The sequence below is a fragment of the Methylobacterium sp. Leaf102 genome (assembly GCF_001422425.1).
GTDB lineage: Bacteria > Pseudomonadota > Alphaproteobacteria > Rhizobiales > Beijerinckiaceae > Methylobacterium.
Genome location: NZ_LMMX01000039.1, coordinates 114,260 through 132,781 on the forward strand (window position 1 = coordinate 114,260; position 18,522 = coordinate 132,781).

The 18,522-nt window shown below is 67.1% G+C and carries 6 protein-coding genes; 3 read left to right on the forward strand and 3 right to left on the reverse strand.

What is annotated here, in order from left to right; translation table 11 throughout:
- Positions 1-153: 153 nt before the first annotated feature.
- On the reverse strand, positions 154-10,284 hold the full coding sequence (locus ASF27_RS19425; RefSeq protein WP_162238657.1) for an Ig-like domain-containing protein: 10,131 nt from the start codon (positions 10,282-10,284) through the stop codon (positions 154-156).
- Between the two features lie 453 nt (positions 10,285-10,737).
- On the opposite strand from ASF27_RS19425, the gene ASF27_RS19430 reads away from it, so the two are divergent.
- Both ASF27_RS19430 and ASF27_RS19435 read left to right on the forward strand, forming a co-directional pair.
- Entirely contained in the window at positions 10,738-12,507 is a 1,770-nt protein-coding gene (locus ASF27_RS19430; RefSeq protein WP_056362650.1) for a type I secretion system permease/ATPase, read from the forward strand.
- Entirely contained in the window at positions 12,504-13,874 is a 1,371-nt protein-coding gene (locus tag ASF27_RS19435; protein WP_082479362.1) for an HlyD family type I secretion periplasmic adaptor subunit, read from the forward strand. The genes ASF27_RS19430 and ASF27_RS19435 overlap by 4 nt, the downstream gene beginning before the upstream one ends.
- Positions 13,875-14,081: 207 nt before the next feature.
- On the opposite strand, the gene ASF27_RS19440 is transcribed toward ASF27_RS19435, so the two are convergent.
- Complete coding sequence (locus ASF27_RS19440) at positions 14,082-14,516, reverse strand: helix-turn-helix transcriptional regulator (protein ID WP_156368916.1); 435 nt, start codon at positions 14,514-14,516, stop codon at positions 14,082-14,084.
- A gap of 1,128 nt (positions 14,517-15,644) precedes the next feature.
- Between ASF27_RS19440 and ASF27_RS19445 the strand changes: the two genes are divergently transcribed.
- Entirely contained in the window at positions 15,645-17,864 is a 2,220-nt protein-coding gene (locus ASF27_RS19445; protein WP_162238658.1) for an EAL domain-containing protein, read from the forward strand.
- Between the two features lie 69 nt (positions 17,865-17,933).
- Here ASF27_RS19445 and cynS read toward each other — a convergent pair whose 3' ends face one another.
- Positions 17,934-18,422, reverse strand: a complete 489-nt coding sequence (gene cynS / locus ASF27_RS19450) for a cyanase (protein WP_056175899.1) — start codon at positions 18,420-18,422, stop codon at positions 17,934-17,936.
- Between the last annotated feature and the right edge of the window lie 100 nt (positions 18,423-18,522).

Consider the following 18,522-nt stretch of genomic DNA (forward strand, 5'->3'; position numbering starts at 1 on the left):
ATTTCTGCTCATCATGCTCGCATCGAGCATTTTATCCATTTATCTGCTTTGAATTCGCTGCCCTGAAGACTGATCGACAGCGATGGTTCGAATGGCACCCGGCAGCGGCTCGGCGATGGACCTATCCCCGAGCCGTTGGGGATGATTCTCCGATCAACCCGGCAGGCGTCCCTCCTTCATCCCGTAATCGAGGAAATGTTGGAGCGGATCGATATTGGCGGCCACCACGTCAGGGTTGTTTTCGAGATAGGCGTTGGTGTCGAAAGCCGGGCCGGGGTTGCGCCCCTCGCGCCAGCCGAACTCCTCGTAGTGAAGGAGGGGATTGAGGCCCGCCTCCGCCACGTCCGTGTAGGCGGTGAGATAGGCGCCCGGGTCGAACAGGGCGTTCGGAGCGCGCCCCTCGTCGGCGCCGTAGTTCAGGTAATGCCGGAAGGCGTAGTCCGACGGGGTGACGGTCAGGGGCGCAGCCGCGGCCGCCGCTGCGGCAACGTCGGGGTTCTGCGTGAGGTAGAATCCTGGATCGAAGGCCCCGGTATGGCCGCGGTCGTTCTCCCCCTCCTGAACGTTCCGGCCCTCGCCGCGCCCGTACTGGAAGTAATGCTCCAGGGCGTTGTCACCGTGCGCCGCCACATCCGGGTTGAGGGAGAGGTAGGCATCCGCCGAGAAATGCGCGCTGGGGCTGCGCCCTTCCCGCTCGCCGTACGTAACGTAGTGTTCGAGGGGGTTCAGGCCGGCAGCCGCGACATCCGTGTTCGTGCCGAGGTATTCGAGGGTCGAGAAGTAGGCGTTGGGGTCTCGCCCCTCCTGCCAGCCATACGTGGCGTAATGGGTGTCGGCGTCCATCTTCGCCGCCCAGACATCGAGGTTGTGCGACAGGTACCAGACGTCGTCCACCACTCCGTGCCCGTCGTTCTGCCGGATCGACCCGTCGGTGAAGGTCAAGGTCCCGATTCCATTCAGGTCGTGCTGGGTCCCGTCGGGGGCCGTGAGAACCAGGGTTTCCCCCTTCAGGTCGACCCGCGCCTCGCTGAAGGCGAAGCCGAACGCGAGATTCTGTGGCGGAACCGCGCTGCCAAGGGAGACGGAAAGCCCCGCCGAAGTGGACAAGCCTTTCGCATCCGAGACCGTGTAGGTGAAGACTTCGGTGTACTGCCCGCCGGCACCGAGGTTGCTCGAACCGATGGCCTGGTAGCTGTAGCTGCCATCGGCCGCCATGTGCAGCGTCCCGTGCTCGCCGAGGATCGTGGTCGTACCGTCCGCCGGGACCGCCACGGTGATGCCGCTGGCAAACCGCACGGCGGTGACGTGCAGGCTGTCACCCGCGTTGGGGTCGGTATCGTTGGCGAGCACGTTGCCGATCACCGCAGCCGCGTGGGTCGCGGTCGCGATCCCATCCGAAACCGGTGTGGGCGCGAGGTTGCCGCCGTCCGTCGCATTCCCGCCACCGCTTCCCACCGGTCCGGCGTCGCGCGGATCGATGGTGAGGCCGTAGGGGATCGAGGCCGGACCGCGGTTGCCCGCCGCATCAGTCGCGCTGGCCGTGAAGGCGTAGCTTCCCTCCGGCAACGGCGGCAGTTCGACGCTCCAGAGACCGTCGGTTCCCGCCACCACCGTGGCCGTCCGGGGTCCGCCCTGCGTCTCATAGGCGATGAACACGGTGCTGCCGGGCTCGGCGGCGCCGAGAAGCGTCGGCGTCGTATCGGCGGTGACGCCGTTGCCGACGAGTCCCGTATCCTCGGTGAAGCCCGTGACCACCGGAGCGGCGGGGCCGACGGTGTCGAGGGTCACGGCGTTGCCGGTGGCCCGGGCTTCGTTCCCAGCGGCGTCGGTGGCGAGCACGGCGCTCGTCACCGGCCCATTCAGGCCCGTCAGGTCGACGGCGTAGCGTCCATCGGCGGTGACCCGGGTGGTGAGCGCGTGCGTCCCGTCCGTGAACGTCACCAGGGCGACCGCTGCGGCATCGAGGCCGGACACGGTGTAGGCCGTGTCGATGGCCTCCCGGGCGTTGATCACCCCGTCCGCAGTCGGCTCGATGCTGAGGGCGACGGCCGGGCCGGTATCCGCCACCGTGTCGACGACGACGGTGAAGGGCTGGCCGGCCTGCAGTACATTGCCCGCCGCGTCACGCCCTGCGGCGACCACGCTGTAGTTCCCATCGGCCAGATTCGGCAGCGGCGCCGTGAAGCTGCCGTCGGCACCGACCGGCACCGTGACGGTGCGGGGGCCGGTCCCGTCGGTGTAGGTCACCGTGACCAGGGCACCGGGCGTACCGGTTCCCGTCACGGTCGGCGTCGGATCGCTGGTGATGCCGTCGCCGGGAACACCCGTGTCGGGCTGGAGGCCGACGACCACCGGGGCGACGACGGAGGGCGGAGCGTTCTGACCGGGCTCCGTGCCCGTGCCGGGAGGCACGATCGGGGGAGTCGTCGGATCTTGGGGATTGGGGTCTTGAGGATTCGGATTCTGTGGGTTGGGGTTCTGCGGGTTGGGGTTCTGGGGGTTTGTGCCGGTCTGACCGATGACGAGGCTGTTGCCGCTGCCCGATGCGGTGTTGCCGGCAGTATCGGAGACCGCGAAGGTGGAGGTGACGGTTCCGGTCAGTCCCGACAGGTCGGCTTGATAGGTGCCGTCCGCCCCGGCGTTGACCCGCACCGTATTCGACCCGTCGGTGAAGGTGACCAGGGCGGAGGAGCCGGCGTCGAGGCCCGCGACCGTGAATCCTACGGCCGCCGCCTGGGCCGGGGTCAGGCTACCGCCCGCTGGGCCGTTCACGCTGAGCGACACGGCCGGCACCGCATCCGCGATGGTGTCGATGGTCAGAGCCAGGGGCACGGACGTTCCGGAGGGAACGTTCGCGGCCGTGACCGCCGACGCCGTGAAGCTGTAGCTGCCATCGGTCAGGGTTGGGATCGCGAGGGTCCATTGACCGGTGCCGTCCACCGGACCGGTCACGGATTTCGGCACGCCGGCCTCGACGTAGACGACCGTGACGGTGCCACCCGGCGCGGCGGTCCCCGAGAGGATCGGGGTGGTGTCGCGCGTGATGCCGTCGCCGGGGATGCCGCTATCCACGTCATAGCCGGTGATGAAGGTCGGCGCCGGTGGCGGGGTGGCGCCGATCGCCACCGATCGCGACGTCGCCGACAGGGTGGCGCCGTTGCCGAACCCGTCCGCGATGTCCGAAGTGCCGGCGAGGCCGAGCGACAGGGTACCGGTGCCGGTCACGTCCAGCACCGACACCACATAGGTGCCGCCGGTGCCGCTGACGGAGACGATCCGCCCCGCCGCGGTCCCGGTGCTCGCGAGGACGAAGTCGTCCAGGGTCACGTCGAGGACCGTTTCCGGGAAGGTCACCGTGTAGGTGAACCCGGTGGCGCCGGTGTCCGTCGGCGTGGACGGAATGGCGGTCCCGATCGGAGCGACCGCGTCGATGACCACCGCGGTGCCGTCACGGGTGATCGAGTTCCCGGCGGCGTCCTGAATGGCCAGGACGGAGGAAACCGGACCGGCGAAGCTCGACAGGTCCACGGTGTAGGTCCCGTTGCGGACATCCATGACCGTCAGACCATGGGTGACGTCGCGGAATGTCACCGTTCCCATGGCGTCCGGGTCGAGGCCCGCCACGGTGAAGGCCACGGTTCCGGCCTCGGCGGCATCGATCCTCTGATCTCCGCCGGGATCCACGGACAGGGTCGCGACGGCACCACCATCGGCGGTGGTGTCGATGGTCAGGGGAAGCGGCGCCGACGTCCCGATAGGGGCGCCGTTCGCATCGGCGAGGCTCGCCACGAACGCGTGGGCGCCGTCCGACTGGGTCGGGAGCGTGACGCTCCAGGTGCCGTTCGCCGCGACCGTCGCCTGCACGGACGGTGATCCGGGCGACGCCGTATCGGTGATGGTGACGGTCCCGTTCGCCAAGCCAATACCCGACAGGGTGGGAGCCTGGTCGGACGTGACGCCATCGCCCTGCACGCCGGTGTCGACGGTGTAGCCGGTGATGACCGGCTGGACCGGAGCGACGCCGGTGACGAGGCGGGTGGCCGGTACCAGGGTGGCGAGGTTGCCGGCGAGATCGGCGATGTCGGAGTCGGATGCCAGGCCGAGGGTCAGCAGCCCGGTTCCCTGGATGCCCGCCACCGTGACCACGTAGCTTGCACCGGAGCCCGTCACCGACGTGATCTCGCCGGTGAGACCGGGGGGGCCGGACAGGGCGAAATCACCTGCCGTGACGTTCGCGACGGCCTCCGAGAAGGTCACCGCGTAGGTGAAGCTCGCCACCGTGACGCCGCCGGAAGGATCGCCCACGGCCGTGCCCTGCGGAGCCACCACGTCCACGGTCAGACCCGCCGGCAGGGCGAGATTTGCCCTAATGGAATTGTCGGCGACATCGGCCAGAACCACCTCCGCCGTGATGGAACCGGACAGGGTCGAGAGATTGGCCGTGTAAGTCCCGTTGGCGGCGATCGGAACCGTGACGGTGGTCCGGCCGTCTGTAAACAGGATGCTTCCCGATGATCCGGTGTCGAGGCCCGTGAGTTCGAAGGTCACGGCACCGGCCTCGTTTGCGCCGAGGCGGGTATCGCCGGAGGCGAACTGCACGGCCACCAGGGGGACCACGTCCGCGTTCGTGTCGATGGTGAGGGCGAACGGCGCCGTGCTGGCGCTCGGCAGGCCGCTGGGACCCGTGGCCGACGCGGTCACCGTGTAGGCGCCGTCGACGAGGGTCGGCACCGTGACGCTCCAGACGCCGCCAGTGGCGATGGTCGGAATCGTCTGGACACCGCCCGGCCCGCTCACGGTGACCAGGACTGCGGCATTCGCCTCCGCCGTGCCGGTGAGGACCGGCGTGTTGTCGTAGGTGATCCCGTCCCCGGGCGTACCGGTGTCGGTGACCACGGCCGTTATGATGGGCGGGGCCGTCGGCGTGGTCTCGACCCGGATGGCGTTGCCCGCGACTGTCGCGGTGTTCGCCGCCGGATCGGTGACGATCAGGCTGGTGGCGACCGTTCCGTCGAAGCCGGACAGATCGACCATGAAGGTACCGTCGGCAGAGATCGGAACGTCCTTGACCAATGCGCCGAGGGCGAAGCGGACGATGGCCGTGCTGCCGACGTCGAGGCCGGCCACCGTGTAGGAGACCATGGTCGCCTCGGTCGCGTCGATCACGCCATCGGCGGTGGCGGACACGGCGAGGCTGACCCGCAAGCCCGCATCGGCGACGGTATCGATCACCAGGGGACGGCTGGCGGAGGTGCCGAGCACGTTGCCGAAGGCGTCCGTGAGGGTCGCCGTCAGCGCATAGGTGCCGTCGCCGAGGGACGGCAGCGGGACGGACCAGTCGCCGCTGCCATTGGCCCGCACGGTCACGCTGGCCGGCACGCCGGCCTGATCCGTATAGGTCAGCGTGATCGTACCGTTGGCCAGAGCGGTGCCGCTGACGACGGGGTCCGCATCGTTGGTGATGAAATCACCAGGCGCGCCGGAATCGGCCGTGATGGCGGCGATGACGGGCAGATCGCCCGGCTGGACCACCACGGGGACGTTGACGAGGTGCAGACCGGCCTGGGCCACGATGGCGGCGTTGCCGGCGAGATCCGCGATGTTGGACGAGCCCGCGAGCCCGAGGGCGAGGGACCCTGTCCCGGTGACATTGCCGACCGTGACCACATATGTGCCGTTGATCTCCGTCGCGGAAACGATCGTACCGGCCGCCGTCCCGGAGCCCGTGAGGACGAAATCGGTACGGTCGAGGTTCGCCACCGCTTCCGGGAAGGTGACCGTGTAGGTGAGGCTCGTGGCGCCGGCGGGGGCGGCCGGGTCGGCCACGATGATGGCCGCCGGAGCCACGGCATCGATGGTGATGGGGTCGAGCGGCAGGGTCGCGCGGTTGCCGACAAGGTCGACCACGGAGACGCTCGCCGTCACGGTCCCGCCGAGGCCGGACAGGTCGACGGGCGGGAGCGGTCCATTGGTGAGGACGACGGACACGGTTCCGCCCTGCCCCGTGAAGGTGAGCGTCGCGGTGGCATCGCTATCGATGCCCGAGACGGTTCCGACGAGGGCTGCGGCCTCCGAAGCATTGAGAAGGCGGTCGGCCGGCAGATTCAGGGTGACGCTGAGGGGTGTCGCATCCCCTTCGGCCAGGAGGTCGATGGTCACGGGCAGACCGACGGACGGGGCGCTGACGTTGCCGGCGGCGTCCTGTGCGGTCGCGGTCAGGCTCACGGTCCCGGCGCCGAGGGCCGTGGTCACCGGGATGCGCCAGTTGCCGCTGGTGTCGACCTCCGCCGTGAGGGTTTGTCCACCGACCACCACGGTGACGATGGACCCGGCTTCGCCGGTGCCGACGAGGATCGGGGTCTGATCGTTCGTCGCCGTCACCGCGACGGGCCCGGCGGAGGCGAAGCCCTGGATCGTCGGGACGGTCGGCAGCACCGTGTCGAAGATCGCGCCCGGCCCGACGAGAATTTCGGGTATGCCGTTCTGGACCGTATAGGTGAGGCTCGAGGTCACGAGGCCGTCGAGGGCCGACAGATTGAGGGTACCGCCCCCGTTGACGAGCGGGACCACGGCTTGCGTTCCGTCCGCGTCCGTGAAGGTCACCGACAGGACGGCGCCGGGGGGCAGACCGCCGAGGGTATAGGACAGGCCCGCCGCATCCGCTCGGTTGATGATGTTGCCGTCGAAATCGATGGCGAGGGTGAAGGGGAGAGCCGTCGGCGTGTCGATGGTGACGACCTTCGGCGCAGTGGGAAGGCTGACATTGCCCGCGGGATCCTGGGCCGTCGCCGTGAAGGCGTAGCCGCCATTGGCGAGGGCGGTCGGCACCGTGGCCGTCCAGTTACCGGCCCCATCGACGGTGGCCGCGAGGATCCCGGTCGCTCCGCCGGGCCCCTGGTAGGTCACCGTGACGGTGCTTCCCGCCTCCGTGGTGCCGGACAGGGTCGGCGTGGTGTCCGCCGTGAGGAAACCGTTCGGAACCCCACCACCGTCGCTCACCAGACCCGTGATGACGGGCCTCGGCGGTGGCACGAGATCGAGGGACACCGGGGCGACTGGGAAAAGTGTCGCGAGGTTGCCGGCGGTGTCCACGATATTCGCGTTGGCGGACAGGGCGAGGCCGAGGGTTCCGGCACCCGAGAGGTTGCCGACCACGACGGTGTAGCCGCCGGCTCCGTTCGCTGTCGCCTGGGTGACGGTGCCGACGATGGATCCGGTCCCGACGACCTGGAAGTCGGTGGTGTCGAGCCCCGTGACGGTCTCGGGGAAGGTGACGTCGAACGAGACCGTTGCGGCCGCCCGAGCGCCGAGGACAGCTGTGCCGACGGGGGCGATGAGATCGATTGTCAGGGCCGGGCCCGTGAGGGGCGCGGTGTTGCCCACCGGATCGGTGAGCACGATCGACGAGGTGACCGGACCAACGAGGCCGGAGAGGTTAACCACGGCGCTGCCGTTCGACCCCAGGGTGGCGGTGACCGTATTTGCGTTCGCATCCGTGAAGGTGACGGCGGCGATGGCGCCCGCATCGAGCCCACTCACCGCCACCGGCACGGCGGCGATCACGCCGGCTCCGACGGGCAGGCCCCCGTTGACGCCGAGGGTGAAGGGTGTGCCGGCATCGGCGGTGAGATCGATGGTGAGATTGGCGAGCGCCGGGATGGCGACGTTGCCCGCGGCATCGGTGGCGCTGACGGAAACGGCATAGGATCCGTCCGTCAGGGCCGTGCCCGCCCCCGCCGCCAGCGGCAGGGCGAAAGCGCCGTCGATCACGGCTGCGGTCGTGGTGAGAACCGCGGTGCCGGCGCCATTGGTGATGGTCACCGTCACGGTGGCGCCGGCGGCGAGACCGGCCGCAGTCCCTTCGAGAACCACGCCGGCCGCGAGTTCGGCCTGGGAGAGGACGCCGTTCCCGGCGATGGGCTGGACGGACAGGACCGGCGCGGTGCGATCGAGGGTGAGGATGGGGCCGACGGGCGCGGACACGCCCGGCAGGGCGTTGCCGGCGGCATCGACGATCCCGGCGGGGTTGAAGGTGAGGCCGAGGGTGCCTTCGGCGGTGGCGGCCGGAACCGTGACCGTGTAGGTGCGCCCGCCATCCGCCGTCACGACGGTGGGAACGAGGCCCCCGGGGGTCGTGGTGACGGCCGTACCGGTGAGACCGAGATTGGCCGCGGTCAGGCCGGTGACGGCCTCGGAGAAGGTCAGGGTGAAATCGATCACCGTGTCCTTGGTCACCGCGGCGTCCGGTGAGGTGACGCTCAAGAGGGTGGGCCTCACGAGATCGACGGTGACCGCCTGGCTCAGGGCGACGGAGGTGGCGCCGTCGGTCCGCTGGACGAGGACGCTGACGTCGCCGGACGCCTGCAGGACCGGAATGATGCCCGAGAAGGTCGTGACGCCGTTCGCCGTCACGACCGTGGCACCCGTGAGCGGCGTCACGGTGCCGCCGAGACGGACGGCCAGGGTCTCGCCCGCGCCGAGCGGCCCCGCGAGGGTCCCGGTGACGGGGACGGTTCCGGCGGCGGCCTCCGCGATGTTGACCACGTTGTCGCCTGCCACCCGCACGGCGGTGACAGTCTGCACGGGCCCCGGCGCGACAAGGTTGTAGACGGAGCCGAGCACACCCGCGACCGGAATGCCGGTGCCGACCTGCAGGGTGCCGGTGGTGCCGCTCGCCAGGGCGAGATCCTGGCGGCCGTCGCCGTTGATGTCGAGGAGGGCGAGGGCGCCGAGGCCAGCCTGGGTCTCGAGGATGACCGGGGCGGAGAAGTTGCCGGCGCCGTCGCCGTAGACGACCCGCACATTGCCGTCCGCGCCGGCGTAGAGGATGTCCTGGCGACCGTCGCCGTTGGTGTCGCCGATGCGGATATCCGTGGCGGCCGCCCCGGCCTGAAGGGTCGTCTGGATCGTCCCGGCGGCGGAGCTGCCGCGGATCTCGAGGGTGCCGCCCGTGCCGGACGAGACGATCTCGGCCCGGCCGTCGCCATTGAGGTCGCCGGCCGCAAGGCCGCCGGCGCTGGCGCCGACGGTCAGGGTCGAGCGTGCGAACGTGCCGTTGGCCGCCTGGGTGAGAACCGCGATCTGGGTGCCGTTGTCCGCCAGGGCCGCGAGATCGATGCGACCGTCTCCGTTGAAGTCGGCGGCCACGAAGGCATCGGGGCGGACCCCGAAGGATTGTGCCGTCCCGGCGCTGAAGGTTCCGGTGCCGTTGTTCGTCAGCACGGTGGCGGTGCCGCCCGCGAGACCCTTCACGACGAGGTCGGCGTAGCCGTCGCCGTTGACGTCGGCGATCAAGGCGCCGTCCGCGTTCGCGGTCGCGCGGCTGGTGACCGTGAAGGTGCCGTCGGTGCCCTGCTTCAGGATCTGAACCGTACCATTGCCGGCGGTGACGATATCGGCGAGGCCATCGCCCGTGATGTCGCCCGTCGCGATGGTGTTCTGCCCCGCCGCGATGGTCACGGTCTGGGTCGCACCGAGCGAACCGGTGCCGGTGCCCCGCGTCACCACCACGGTGTTGTTGACGAGGAAGGCCGCATCCCCGAGCCCGTCGCCGTTGAAGTCGGCCGTCGCAGTCTCACGCGCCGGACCGATGTTGACCGGGGCGAGAAGAGCGAAATCGGCGCCGCGCAGGCCGTTGCCGGCAAGGTCCGTCACGCCCGAGAGATTCGACGGATTGAGCGCGAGACCCAGGGTGCCAGCGCGCCGATCGAGGCTGACGCCGTCGAGGCCGAGGCCGACGCTGACGATGTAGGTGTTGGGGCTCAGGGTCGGCAGCAGGGTGACGAGGTGGATACCCGGCAGCGTTCCCGTCGCCTGGAAGAGGTTGGCCGTGAGGCCGAGCACAGGCTCCGAGAAGGTGACCTCGTAGCGCAGCACACCGACGAGATCGAGAAGACCCAGGGGATCGAGGGTATCGAGCTGGTTGACCGAGACGATGGTCGGTCCGGTGGTGTCGACGCGGACGGGAAGCGCCAACGACGTCGTCGTCGTGGTGATGCCGAGCAGGGTCGCGCTCTGGGTTGCACGCAGGTTGTGCGTGCCCTCCGACAGGTTGAGGCGCACGGACGAGAGTGAGGTGCCGAGGAGTCCCGCCGGGACGGTCGCGAGGATCTCGCCGGTCCCGGGGGTGCCGCTGTTGTCGCGATCGTCGAAGATCGTGATCGGACCACCGAGGAGATTGAGGCCGACGATGCCGACATCGACGCCGTTGCGCCGGGTGAGCCCATCGAGGGGAAGGCCCGTATCGCTCGTCGGGGCGAGGACAAGTGCGAGGGTGCCGGCCATCTGCATTTCCCGTTTCTGAGGCACGTTCCCGCATGCGCCGCGGAGGGACCTCCGGGCGGGGATGACGATGCCTGAATGAACTTGGTGCGCGTCTCGGCGGGCGTCGAAGCATCTCCGGCCCGGTTGCATATATCAACCTACAGAAGAACAGTCCGGCCTCAAGCCCGATCCCGGGCTAAGCCATTATTTTTCCTGATTTCGCCGTTCCGTACGCTACTCGTCCCAATTATTGTGAACGAACGTTAAAGATCGGATTTTAACTGCCGATCGTGTTCGGATTTTCCGGTTCACGGGTCGGCATTTTAGGAATGTCTTAACAGTCGCCCGTTCGTCATGGTTGTGCCCATCCCTGCTCTAGGCGAATTAGCACAACCGAATTCGCTCAAATTAACGATATAGAGGCGAATGCATTCGCCATACTCCCGCATCATCACTATCGAGAGGCGATCTGGCATGCGAGCGGATCAAACATCCGAGTTGAGGCGAGCGCTCTTGCGCTGCCGACGTGCCTTCCTCGGCGTCGCGGTCATGAGCGGTGTCGTCAATGTCCTGTACCTGACGGGGTCGTTCTTCATGCTGGAGGTCTACGACCGTGTGATCCCGGCCCGTTCCATTCCGACGCTCATCGGCCTCGGCGCCCTCGCCCTCGCCCTGTTCCTGTTCCAGGGGATTATCGAGCTCATCCGCGGACGGGTGCTCGCCCGTATCGGATGCTCCCTCGACGAGGCGGTCGCGCCCCGCGTGTTCGACGCGGTCGTGCGCTACCCGCTCAAGTCGCCGACCGGTGGCGACGGGTTGCTGCCGCTGCGGGATCTCGACCAGATCCGCAATTTCCTCTCGGGCCTCGGACCGACGGCGTTCTTCGATCTGCCTTGGCTGCCGGTCTACCTCGCGATCTGCTTCCTGTTCCATCCGCTCATCGGGCTCGCGGCTTTCGCCGGTGCGGTGATCCTGGCGGTGCTGACCCTGCTGACGGACCGGCTGACCCGGCAGCCGCAGCGCGAGGCCACCCGGCACGGCGCACGCCGCAACGAACTCTCGGATGCGGGGCGCCACAATGCGGAGGTGCTGCACGCCATGGGCATGCAACGGAATCTCGCACGGATCTGGAGCGAGGAGAGCAGATCCTACCTCAGCCGACAGCGCCGCGTCTCGGACATCGCCGGGGCGCTGGGCACCGCCTCGAAGGTGTTTCGCATGATCCTGCAGTCCGGGGTCCTGGCGCTCGGCGCTTATCTGGTGATCCAGGGCCAGGCCACGGGCGGCATCATCATCGCATCGTCGATCCTCGTCTCCCGGGCCCTGGCCCCGGCGGAGATCGCCATCGCCCATTGGAAGGGATTCGTCGCCGCCCTACAGGGATGGGCCCGACTCAACGAGATCCTGACCCGGTTCGCCCCGGAGGCCGACACCCTGGAGCTTCCCGCCCCGCGCGAGGCCTTGACCGTGGAGCAGGCCTGTCTCGTGCCGCCCGGCACCCAACGGGTGGTGGTTTCCGACATGAGCTTCGGACTGAAGGCCGGTCAGGGCGTCGGGATCATCGGCCCGAGCGCATCGGGCAAATCCACCCTCGCGCGTGCGCTGGTGGGTGTCTGGACCCCGGCCCGCGGTTCGATCCGCCTCGACAGCGCCACCCTAGACCAGTGGCACGCGGACAGCCTCGGCCGTCATATCGGCTACCTCCCGCAGGACGCCGAGCTCTTTGCCGGAACCATCGCGTCGAACATCGCCCGGCTGTCCCCCTCCCCCGATGCGGAGGCGGTGATCGCCGCCGCCCGCACGGCCGACGTGCACGATCTCATCCTGCGGATGCCGGAGGGCTACGAGACCCAGATCGGACCGAGCGGCGCGAACCTCTCTGCCGGCCAGCGCCAGCGGATCGGGCTGGCGCGCGCGCTCTACGGCAATCCGTTCCTCGTCGTCCTCGACGAACCCAATGCCAACCTCGACGAGCCGGGTGAGCTCGCTCTCACCCGTGCCATGCTCAGCGTGCGGCAGCGCGGCGGCATCGTCGTCGTCGTCGCCCACCGGCCGAGCGCCCTCGCGGCCGTCGATCTCCTCCTCGTCATGGAAGAGGGCCGGGCGCGAGCCTTCGGCCCCAAGGACGAGATCATGAAGCAGCTGATGCGCCCGACGGCCGTGCCGAGCGTCCGCGCATCGAAACGCCCCCCCGCGGTCCAGGCCGACCCCGCCCCGCAAGCGAACCTCAAGGCACGCGCATGACCTCCGCGATCCCCAATCCCACAATCCCCACTCCAGTGGTTCCGTCTCCCAGCGGGGCCGGTGCCCGGCCGTTCGACGCGGATCGATCCATCGGCGTCCACCTTCTCAGCGTTTCCGCTGTGATCTCCGTGCTGGTCTTCGGCGTCGGCGGATGGGCCACCTTCACCCCCATCCACGGAGCCGTCATGGCGTCGGGCCAACTCGTGGTCGAGAGCGACGTGAAGAAGGTCCAGCATCCGACCGGCGGCGTGGTCGGTACGATCCGAGTCCGCGACGGATCCCGGGTCACCGCCGGCGACATCCTCATCACCCTCGACGAGACCCAGATTCGGGCCAACCTCGACATCGTCCTCAAGGCCATGGACGAGCTGAGCGCCCGCCGGGCCCGGAACGAGGCCGAACGGGACGGGACCCCGCACATCCGGTTTCCCGACGAACTCGTCGCGCGCCGATCCGCGGACGCCGCCGTCGCCCAGCTCATCGACGGCGAGGTTCGCCTGTTCGAGACGCGGCGGTCGGGGCGCGAGGGCCAGAAGGCTCAGCTGGAGCAGCGGGTCCTCCAGATCCGGCAGGAGATCGGCGGCTTGACCGAACAGGCCGCCGCCAAGGCGCAGGAGATCACCCTCATCGGTGACGAACTCGTAGGCGTCCATGAGTTACGGGCGAAGAACCTCGTCGCCCTCTCGCGGGTGACGGCCCTGGAGCGGGATGCTGCCCGTCTCAAGGGCGAGCGCGGTCAGCTCATCGCCGCGCAGGCTCAGGCACGGGGCAAGATCTCCGAGACGGAGCTGCAGATCCTGCAGATCGATCAGGACATGCGCGGCGAAGTCGGCAAGGAACTCGCCGACATTCGCGGGCGCTGGTCCGAGCTGGCGGAGAAGCGCGTCGCGGCCCTGGACCAGCTCAAACGCACCGACCTGCGCGCGCCGCAGGACGGCGTGGTGCATCAGATGACAGTGCACACCGTCGGCGGCCTGGTGGTCCCGAGCGAACCCGCGATGCTGATCGTGCCCGATGACGACAGCCTCGCCGTCGAGGTGCGGATCCAGCCGCAGGAGATCGACAACGTCCATCTCGATCAGGAGGCCGTGCTACGGTTTCCCGCCTTCAACCAGCGGGTCACACCCGAGATCGACGGTCTCGTGACCCGCATCTCGGCGGATGTGAGCCAGGACGTGAAAACCGGGGTCAGCTACTACACCACCCGGATCCGCGTGCCCGAGGCACAGCGTGAGCGCCTGGGCAAGGTGCGCCTCGTACCAGGCATGCCGGTGGAAGCCTACATCCAAACCGGCGAGCGCTCGGTCCTCTCGTATCTCCTCAAGCCGTTGGGGGATCAGGTCGCCAAGGCTTGGCGGGAACGCTGAACCGTGGCTTTCGTCCGGTCATGGTACTGAGGCGAGCCCGGGGGTTCGGCTCAGTACCGCGCCGCTTCGCCCCTCGGGCAACCGAGGGGCTCGCTGTCGGTTCGGAGTAACGGAGGGGGACTCGCAAGACGGGAGGGTGAAGCGGACCACGCTCGCCCCAGCGCACGCGTCCGTGACTTCGCGGCGGGCCGGACCGGCCTCAGTACGCTACCGTCCGGCTTCGATCTCGCAAATCACGCGGGCAAGCTCGGACAGGAGATAGCGTGCGCGCGGATCCCGGATCTTCTCGAACGAATCCCTGAAGATCTTATCTTCTGCATTGGCACTCGAGCTCACGGGAGAAGCCAAAGCGCCCCGCTCGGCTGCGCTGTTCTCGGGCTTTCCATCGTAAAAGTAGCTGATATCGACACCCATCGTCTGAGCGATCTGGTGAAGCTTATCGGCCGCGATCCGGCTACGACCGCTTTCGTACTTCTGGACCTGCTGGAACGTCACGCCGAGCGCGTTACCGAGATTGGCTTGGCTCAGGCCAGCCGAACGCCGCAAGGATTTGATGCGGTGACCAATCTCACCTGCGGCAAACTCTTTGTTCGGCTCAGCCATAACGTCTTGCTCGATCTTGGTCTTTGTCACTGGCTTCACGAACGCCGTCCAGTTACCAGAAACCCATTCATCACGTTCTCCAAGCCTCGCACATGCCTGGAACTCTGATCCGCGGCGAGCTGTAAGGGAGAAACAGCGAAGCGCCAATCCAACCCGGGTTTCACATTAAGGTGTTCGCCAGCAGATACCCGATCATAGGTTAAATTCACCGATCGAACTTTTTGCCGCAAACTCACCATTATTGTCTTTGCTACATCCTCGCTCCGGATAATGCAAGCTTTGCGTGTATGGAGACTTGGTCGACGCTGAATACCAAGCCCACCGGCCATTCGATGTGCACGGATTTCGCCCGCCCAGGTATGACCGGCACTCCTACAGGCAAATAAGCCCGAAGGCCAGCATGCCACTCGGTCTGGAGTAAACTTCAAAATACTTAGGTAGCAATCAATCCTCAAGATAAACTTGGTTCAGGATGACCTGATGCTAAGATCAAGACAAATAACTTGAAATTTGGCTCGGGAAACAGCCATGATTTGGAGGATATGGCAAACGGCGCCAGCGGTTGAGTTTATTTTTTTGCGATATTTCGAAAAGGTGTAAAATTATAATGGATTGGACGGAGCGGCCAATGCCCTGGACGGGCGCACAAGGCGCTTCGTTCTCACCCCTCCGTTGCAAATGCGCCGCCTGCCCGATGCAAGAGCCGTCGAACGTCCCGTGCTCCGCAGCAACATCCGCATCGGATTCGCGCCCTTTCGTGGCGTACGAGAAAGCTCGAAATAGTACATCTGGCGAATGCTACTGAGGCGACATGTATCACCAGATGAATCGCTATCCACATCCCCGAACATTCTTCAACGGAAGGCTTGGATGTTGCCAGAGCCAACCAGCTGTGTTTCTGGTGCCCCTCCGGACCACGCGATGATCGAGATCGATCAGGCACTTAACCACGACCGCTCGGCCTGCCATCGGGGGCACGCGACGACCGCCCCGATGCTTGTAGCCTCACGATCTTAAGCACTTTCAAACCATAGTCGCAGATCAACTGAAAGGCGAGTTTCTCTTCCATAACTTCGCACTAACATCGATCAGGTTCGATCGAAGCTAGAAGTTCGCACTCAGGCTGCGGCCTGGTTGCAAGACACGCAAGGCAGGAGCGCGATGTCCATGGTGCATCCCACCCACGAGCAGGAACGGTTGGACGCCCTGCATCGCCTGCGCATCCTCGGGTCCACGCCCGAGCCGCATCTCGACGCCGTGTGCCGCATCGCCTCCGACATGTTCGACGTGCCCATGGTCTTGGTGCTCCTCGTCGATGAGACGCGCGTCTGGTTCAAGGCCAAGTGGGGTGTCGACGGGGAGGGCATCGACCGAGAGGGTGCGTTCTGCGATCTGACGATCCAGAATCAAGCCGGTTCACCGCTGATCATTCACGATCTCACGGGAGATCCCCGATCCGCCGAAAGTCCGCTCGTGGCCGGGCCACCCAATGCCCGCTTCTATGCCGGCGTGCCGCTCGCCCTGGGTTCCGGGTTCAACCTCGGCACCTTCTGCATCATGGACTGTACGCCGAGGCCGGATTTCACCGAGCGACACGCGCGCCAACTCAGGGACCTGGCCCTCATCGTCGAAGCACACCTGCGCCTTCACGAGGCTCGGGTCGACGGTGAGGCGGACGCGGCCAGGCGCCTCAAGGCGGAGAGCGCCTTGCGGGATAGCGAGCAACGCTTCCGGCTCCTGGCCGAGACCACTACGGATGTGATCCTGTGGTCGGGGCTCGATACCACGCGTCTGTACGTCTCGCCCTCCATCCGGACGGTACTCGGTTACACGCCCGAGGAAATGCTGGGCACGAAACCCCTCGACTTCGTTCATCCCGACGATGCGGGGAACTTCAGCCGCGTCCTCGACGACCTCACCAGCGGCCGGGTGGAGCATGCCTCCACCTGCCAGCGCTACCGACGCAAGGACGGGACGTGGGTGTTCATGGACGTGTCGCAGAGCCTCGCGCGCGATCCCACGACGGGCGCACCGGCCGGATACGTGACCTCCCTGCGCGACATCACCGAGCGCAAGGCCGATGAACGGCGCATCGCCCATCTCGCCCTGCACGATCCCCTGACGGACCTGCCCAACCGAACCCTGTTCTGGGAACGTCTGGCGGAGGAGACCCGTTACGCGGCGCAGCACGGCACCCGGGTCGCCGTCCTCACCTGCGACCTCGATCGGTTCAAGCTCGTGAACGACACCCTCGGTCATCCCGCCGGAGACCACCTGCTGCAGATCATCGCCGCGCGCCTCCTCGCCGTCGTGCGTGAAACCGACACGGTGGCCCGCCTCGGCGGCGATGAATTCGCCATCATCCTGGGCCGGATCGAGACGCGGGACGATGCAAGCATCCTCGCAAGGCGCATCATCGAGGCGATCAACCGCCCCATCGGCTTCAACGGCCACAGCATGAGCGTCGGGGCCAGCATCGGCATCGCCCTCGAAAGTGGGGGCGCCCTCGATGCCGTGGCGCTGTTCAAGCGCTCGGATATGGCCCTGTATCAGGCGAAAGCCGCCGGGCGGAACACCCACCGCTTCCACGATCCGGCGGCCGATCCGGCGTCGACGCAGCCGGGTCCCCTCAAGGCGGAGATGAAGGGCGCGATGAAGCGGGGTGGCTTCCTGCTGAACTACCAGCCCATCGTAGACCTGGCGACGGGTACCATCGCGGGGTTCGAGGCCCTGATGCGGTGGCGCCATCCCCGCAGGGGCGAACTGGCGCCGAGCGAGTTCATTCCGCTGGCCGAGGAGAGCGGCCTCATCATCTCCCTCGGCGCCTGGGTCCTGAAGGAAGCCTGCCGGGAGGCGGCCGCGTGGCCCGACCACGTGCGGGTCGCGGTCAACGTCTCGGCGCTGCAATTCCAGCAGATCAGCATGGAAGAGACGGTCCTGCACGCCCTCGCGGCCTCGGGCCTGCCACCGCACCGCCTCGAACTCGAGATCACCGAGACGATCCTGATGCAGAAGACCGAAACGGTGAGCCGGACCATGCGGCGCCTGCGCAAACTCGGGGTCCGCATCGCCCTCGACGACTTTGGAACCGGGTATTCGAGCCTGAGCTACCTGCACAACTTCAGTTTCGACACCATCAAGATCGACCGGTCTTTCGTGGTCGGCATGTCGAATCCACGGACCGTCGCCATCACGCGCGCGATCGTGGCGCTGGCGGTGGATCTCGGAGCCCGGGTGACCGCCGAGGGCGTCGAGACGGAGGAGCAGTTGGCCTTCGTGCGGGCGGCGGGCTGCACCGATGTACAGGGTTTCCTGTTCCATCCGCCGCAACCGGCCAAGGATATCGCACGGTTGATCGAAGGCGGTCCGGTCCGGCTCGCCGCCTGACTGCGGTTGCGGGAGGCGTGCATCCGGTCGAACGCCCGGACCCCGCCTCTCGCTATCGAGTGCGCGATTTCAGCTTTCCTTGAACCCGTACTCGGGCACACCGTCCTCGTTGTCGTAATATTTGTAGGGCAGGAACTTACCCGAGAGATTCATCTTCACCCGGTCGCCCTTGTTGTTCGGCTCACGCTCCATGGTCATGTTGAAGTCGATGGCCGACATGATGCCGTCGCCGAAATCCTCCTGGATCAGCTCCTTCCAGGTGGTACCGTAAACCATCACCAGTTCGTAGAAGCGGTAGATCAGGGGGTCGGTGGGGGGCATCTGCGGAATCGAGCCGCGATACGGTGCCTCGTTGAGCATCCGCTCCTCGGCCTGGGTGAGGCCGAACAGGGCCGCCGCCTTCGCCGCCTGTGCCTTCGGCAGCTTCATCTGCCCCATGCACGCGGCAGTGATCAGGATCGGCGAAATGCCACCGATCTCGGCCTGAATATGCTTCCAGGTCCAGCCCTTCTCGCGCTTGATGTCGAGGAGCTTCTCGGTGAGGTCTTCACGCTTCATACTCGTCTCCAGATTGTCGCGGTCGCAGCGCCGCGAGGGGCGGCATCCATGCGCGCACCAACCTGTCATCAAGGGTCATGCCACCGCTCCCACGGCCCGA

Bases quoted from the DNA above. Each gene is read 5' to 3' on its own strand.
- ASF27_RS19425 (WP_162238657.1), bottom strand. From the start codon at position 10,284: ATGGCCGGCACCCTCGCACTTGTCCTCGCCCCGACGAGCGATACGGGC.
- ASF27_RS19430 (WP_056362650.1), top strand. From the start codon at position 10,738: ATGCGAGCGGATCAAACATCCGAGTTGAGGCGAGCGCTCTTGCGCTGC.
- ASF27_RS19435 (WP_082479362.1), top strand. From the start codon at position 12,504: ATGACCTCCGCGATCCCCAATCCCACAATCCCCACTCCAGTGGTTCCG.
- ASF27_RS19445 (WP_162238658.1), top strand. From the start codon at position 15,645: ATGGTGCATCCCACCCACGAGCAGGAACGGTTGGACGCCCTGCATCGC.
- cynS (WP_056175899.1), bottom strand. From the start codon at position 18,422: ATGAAGCGTGAAGACCTCACCGAGAAGCTCCTCGACATCAAGCGCGAG.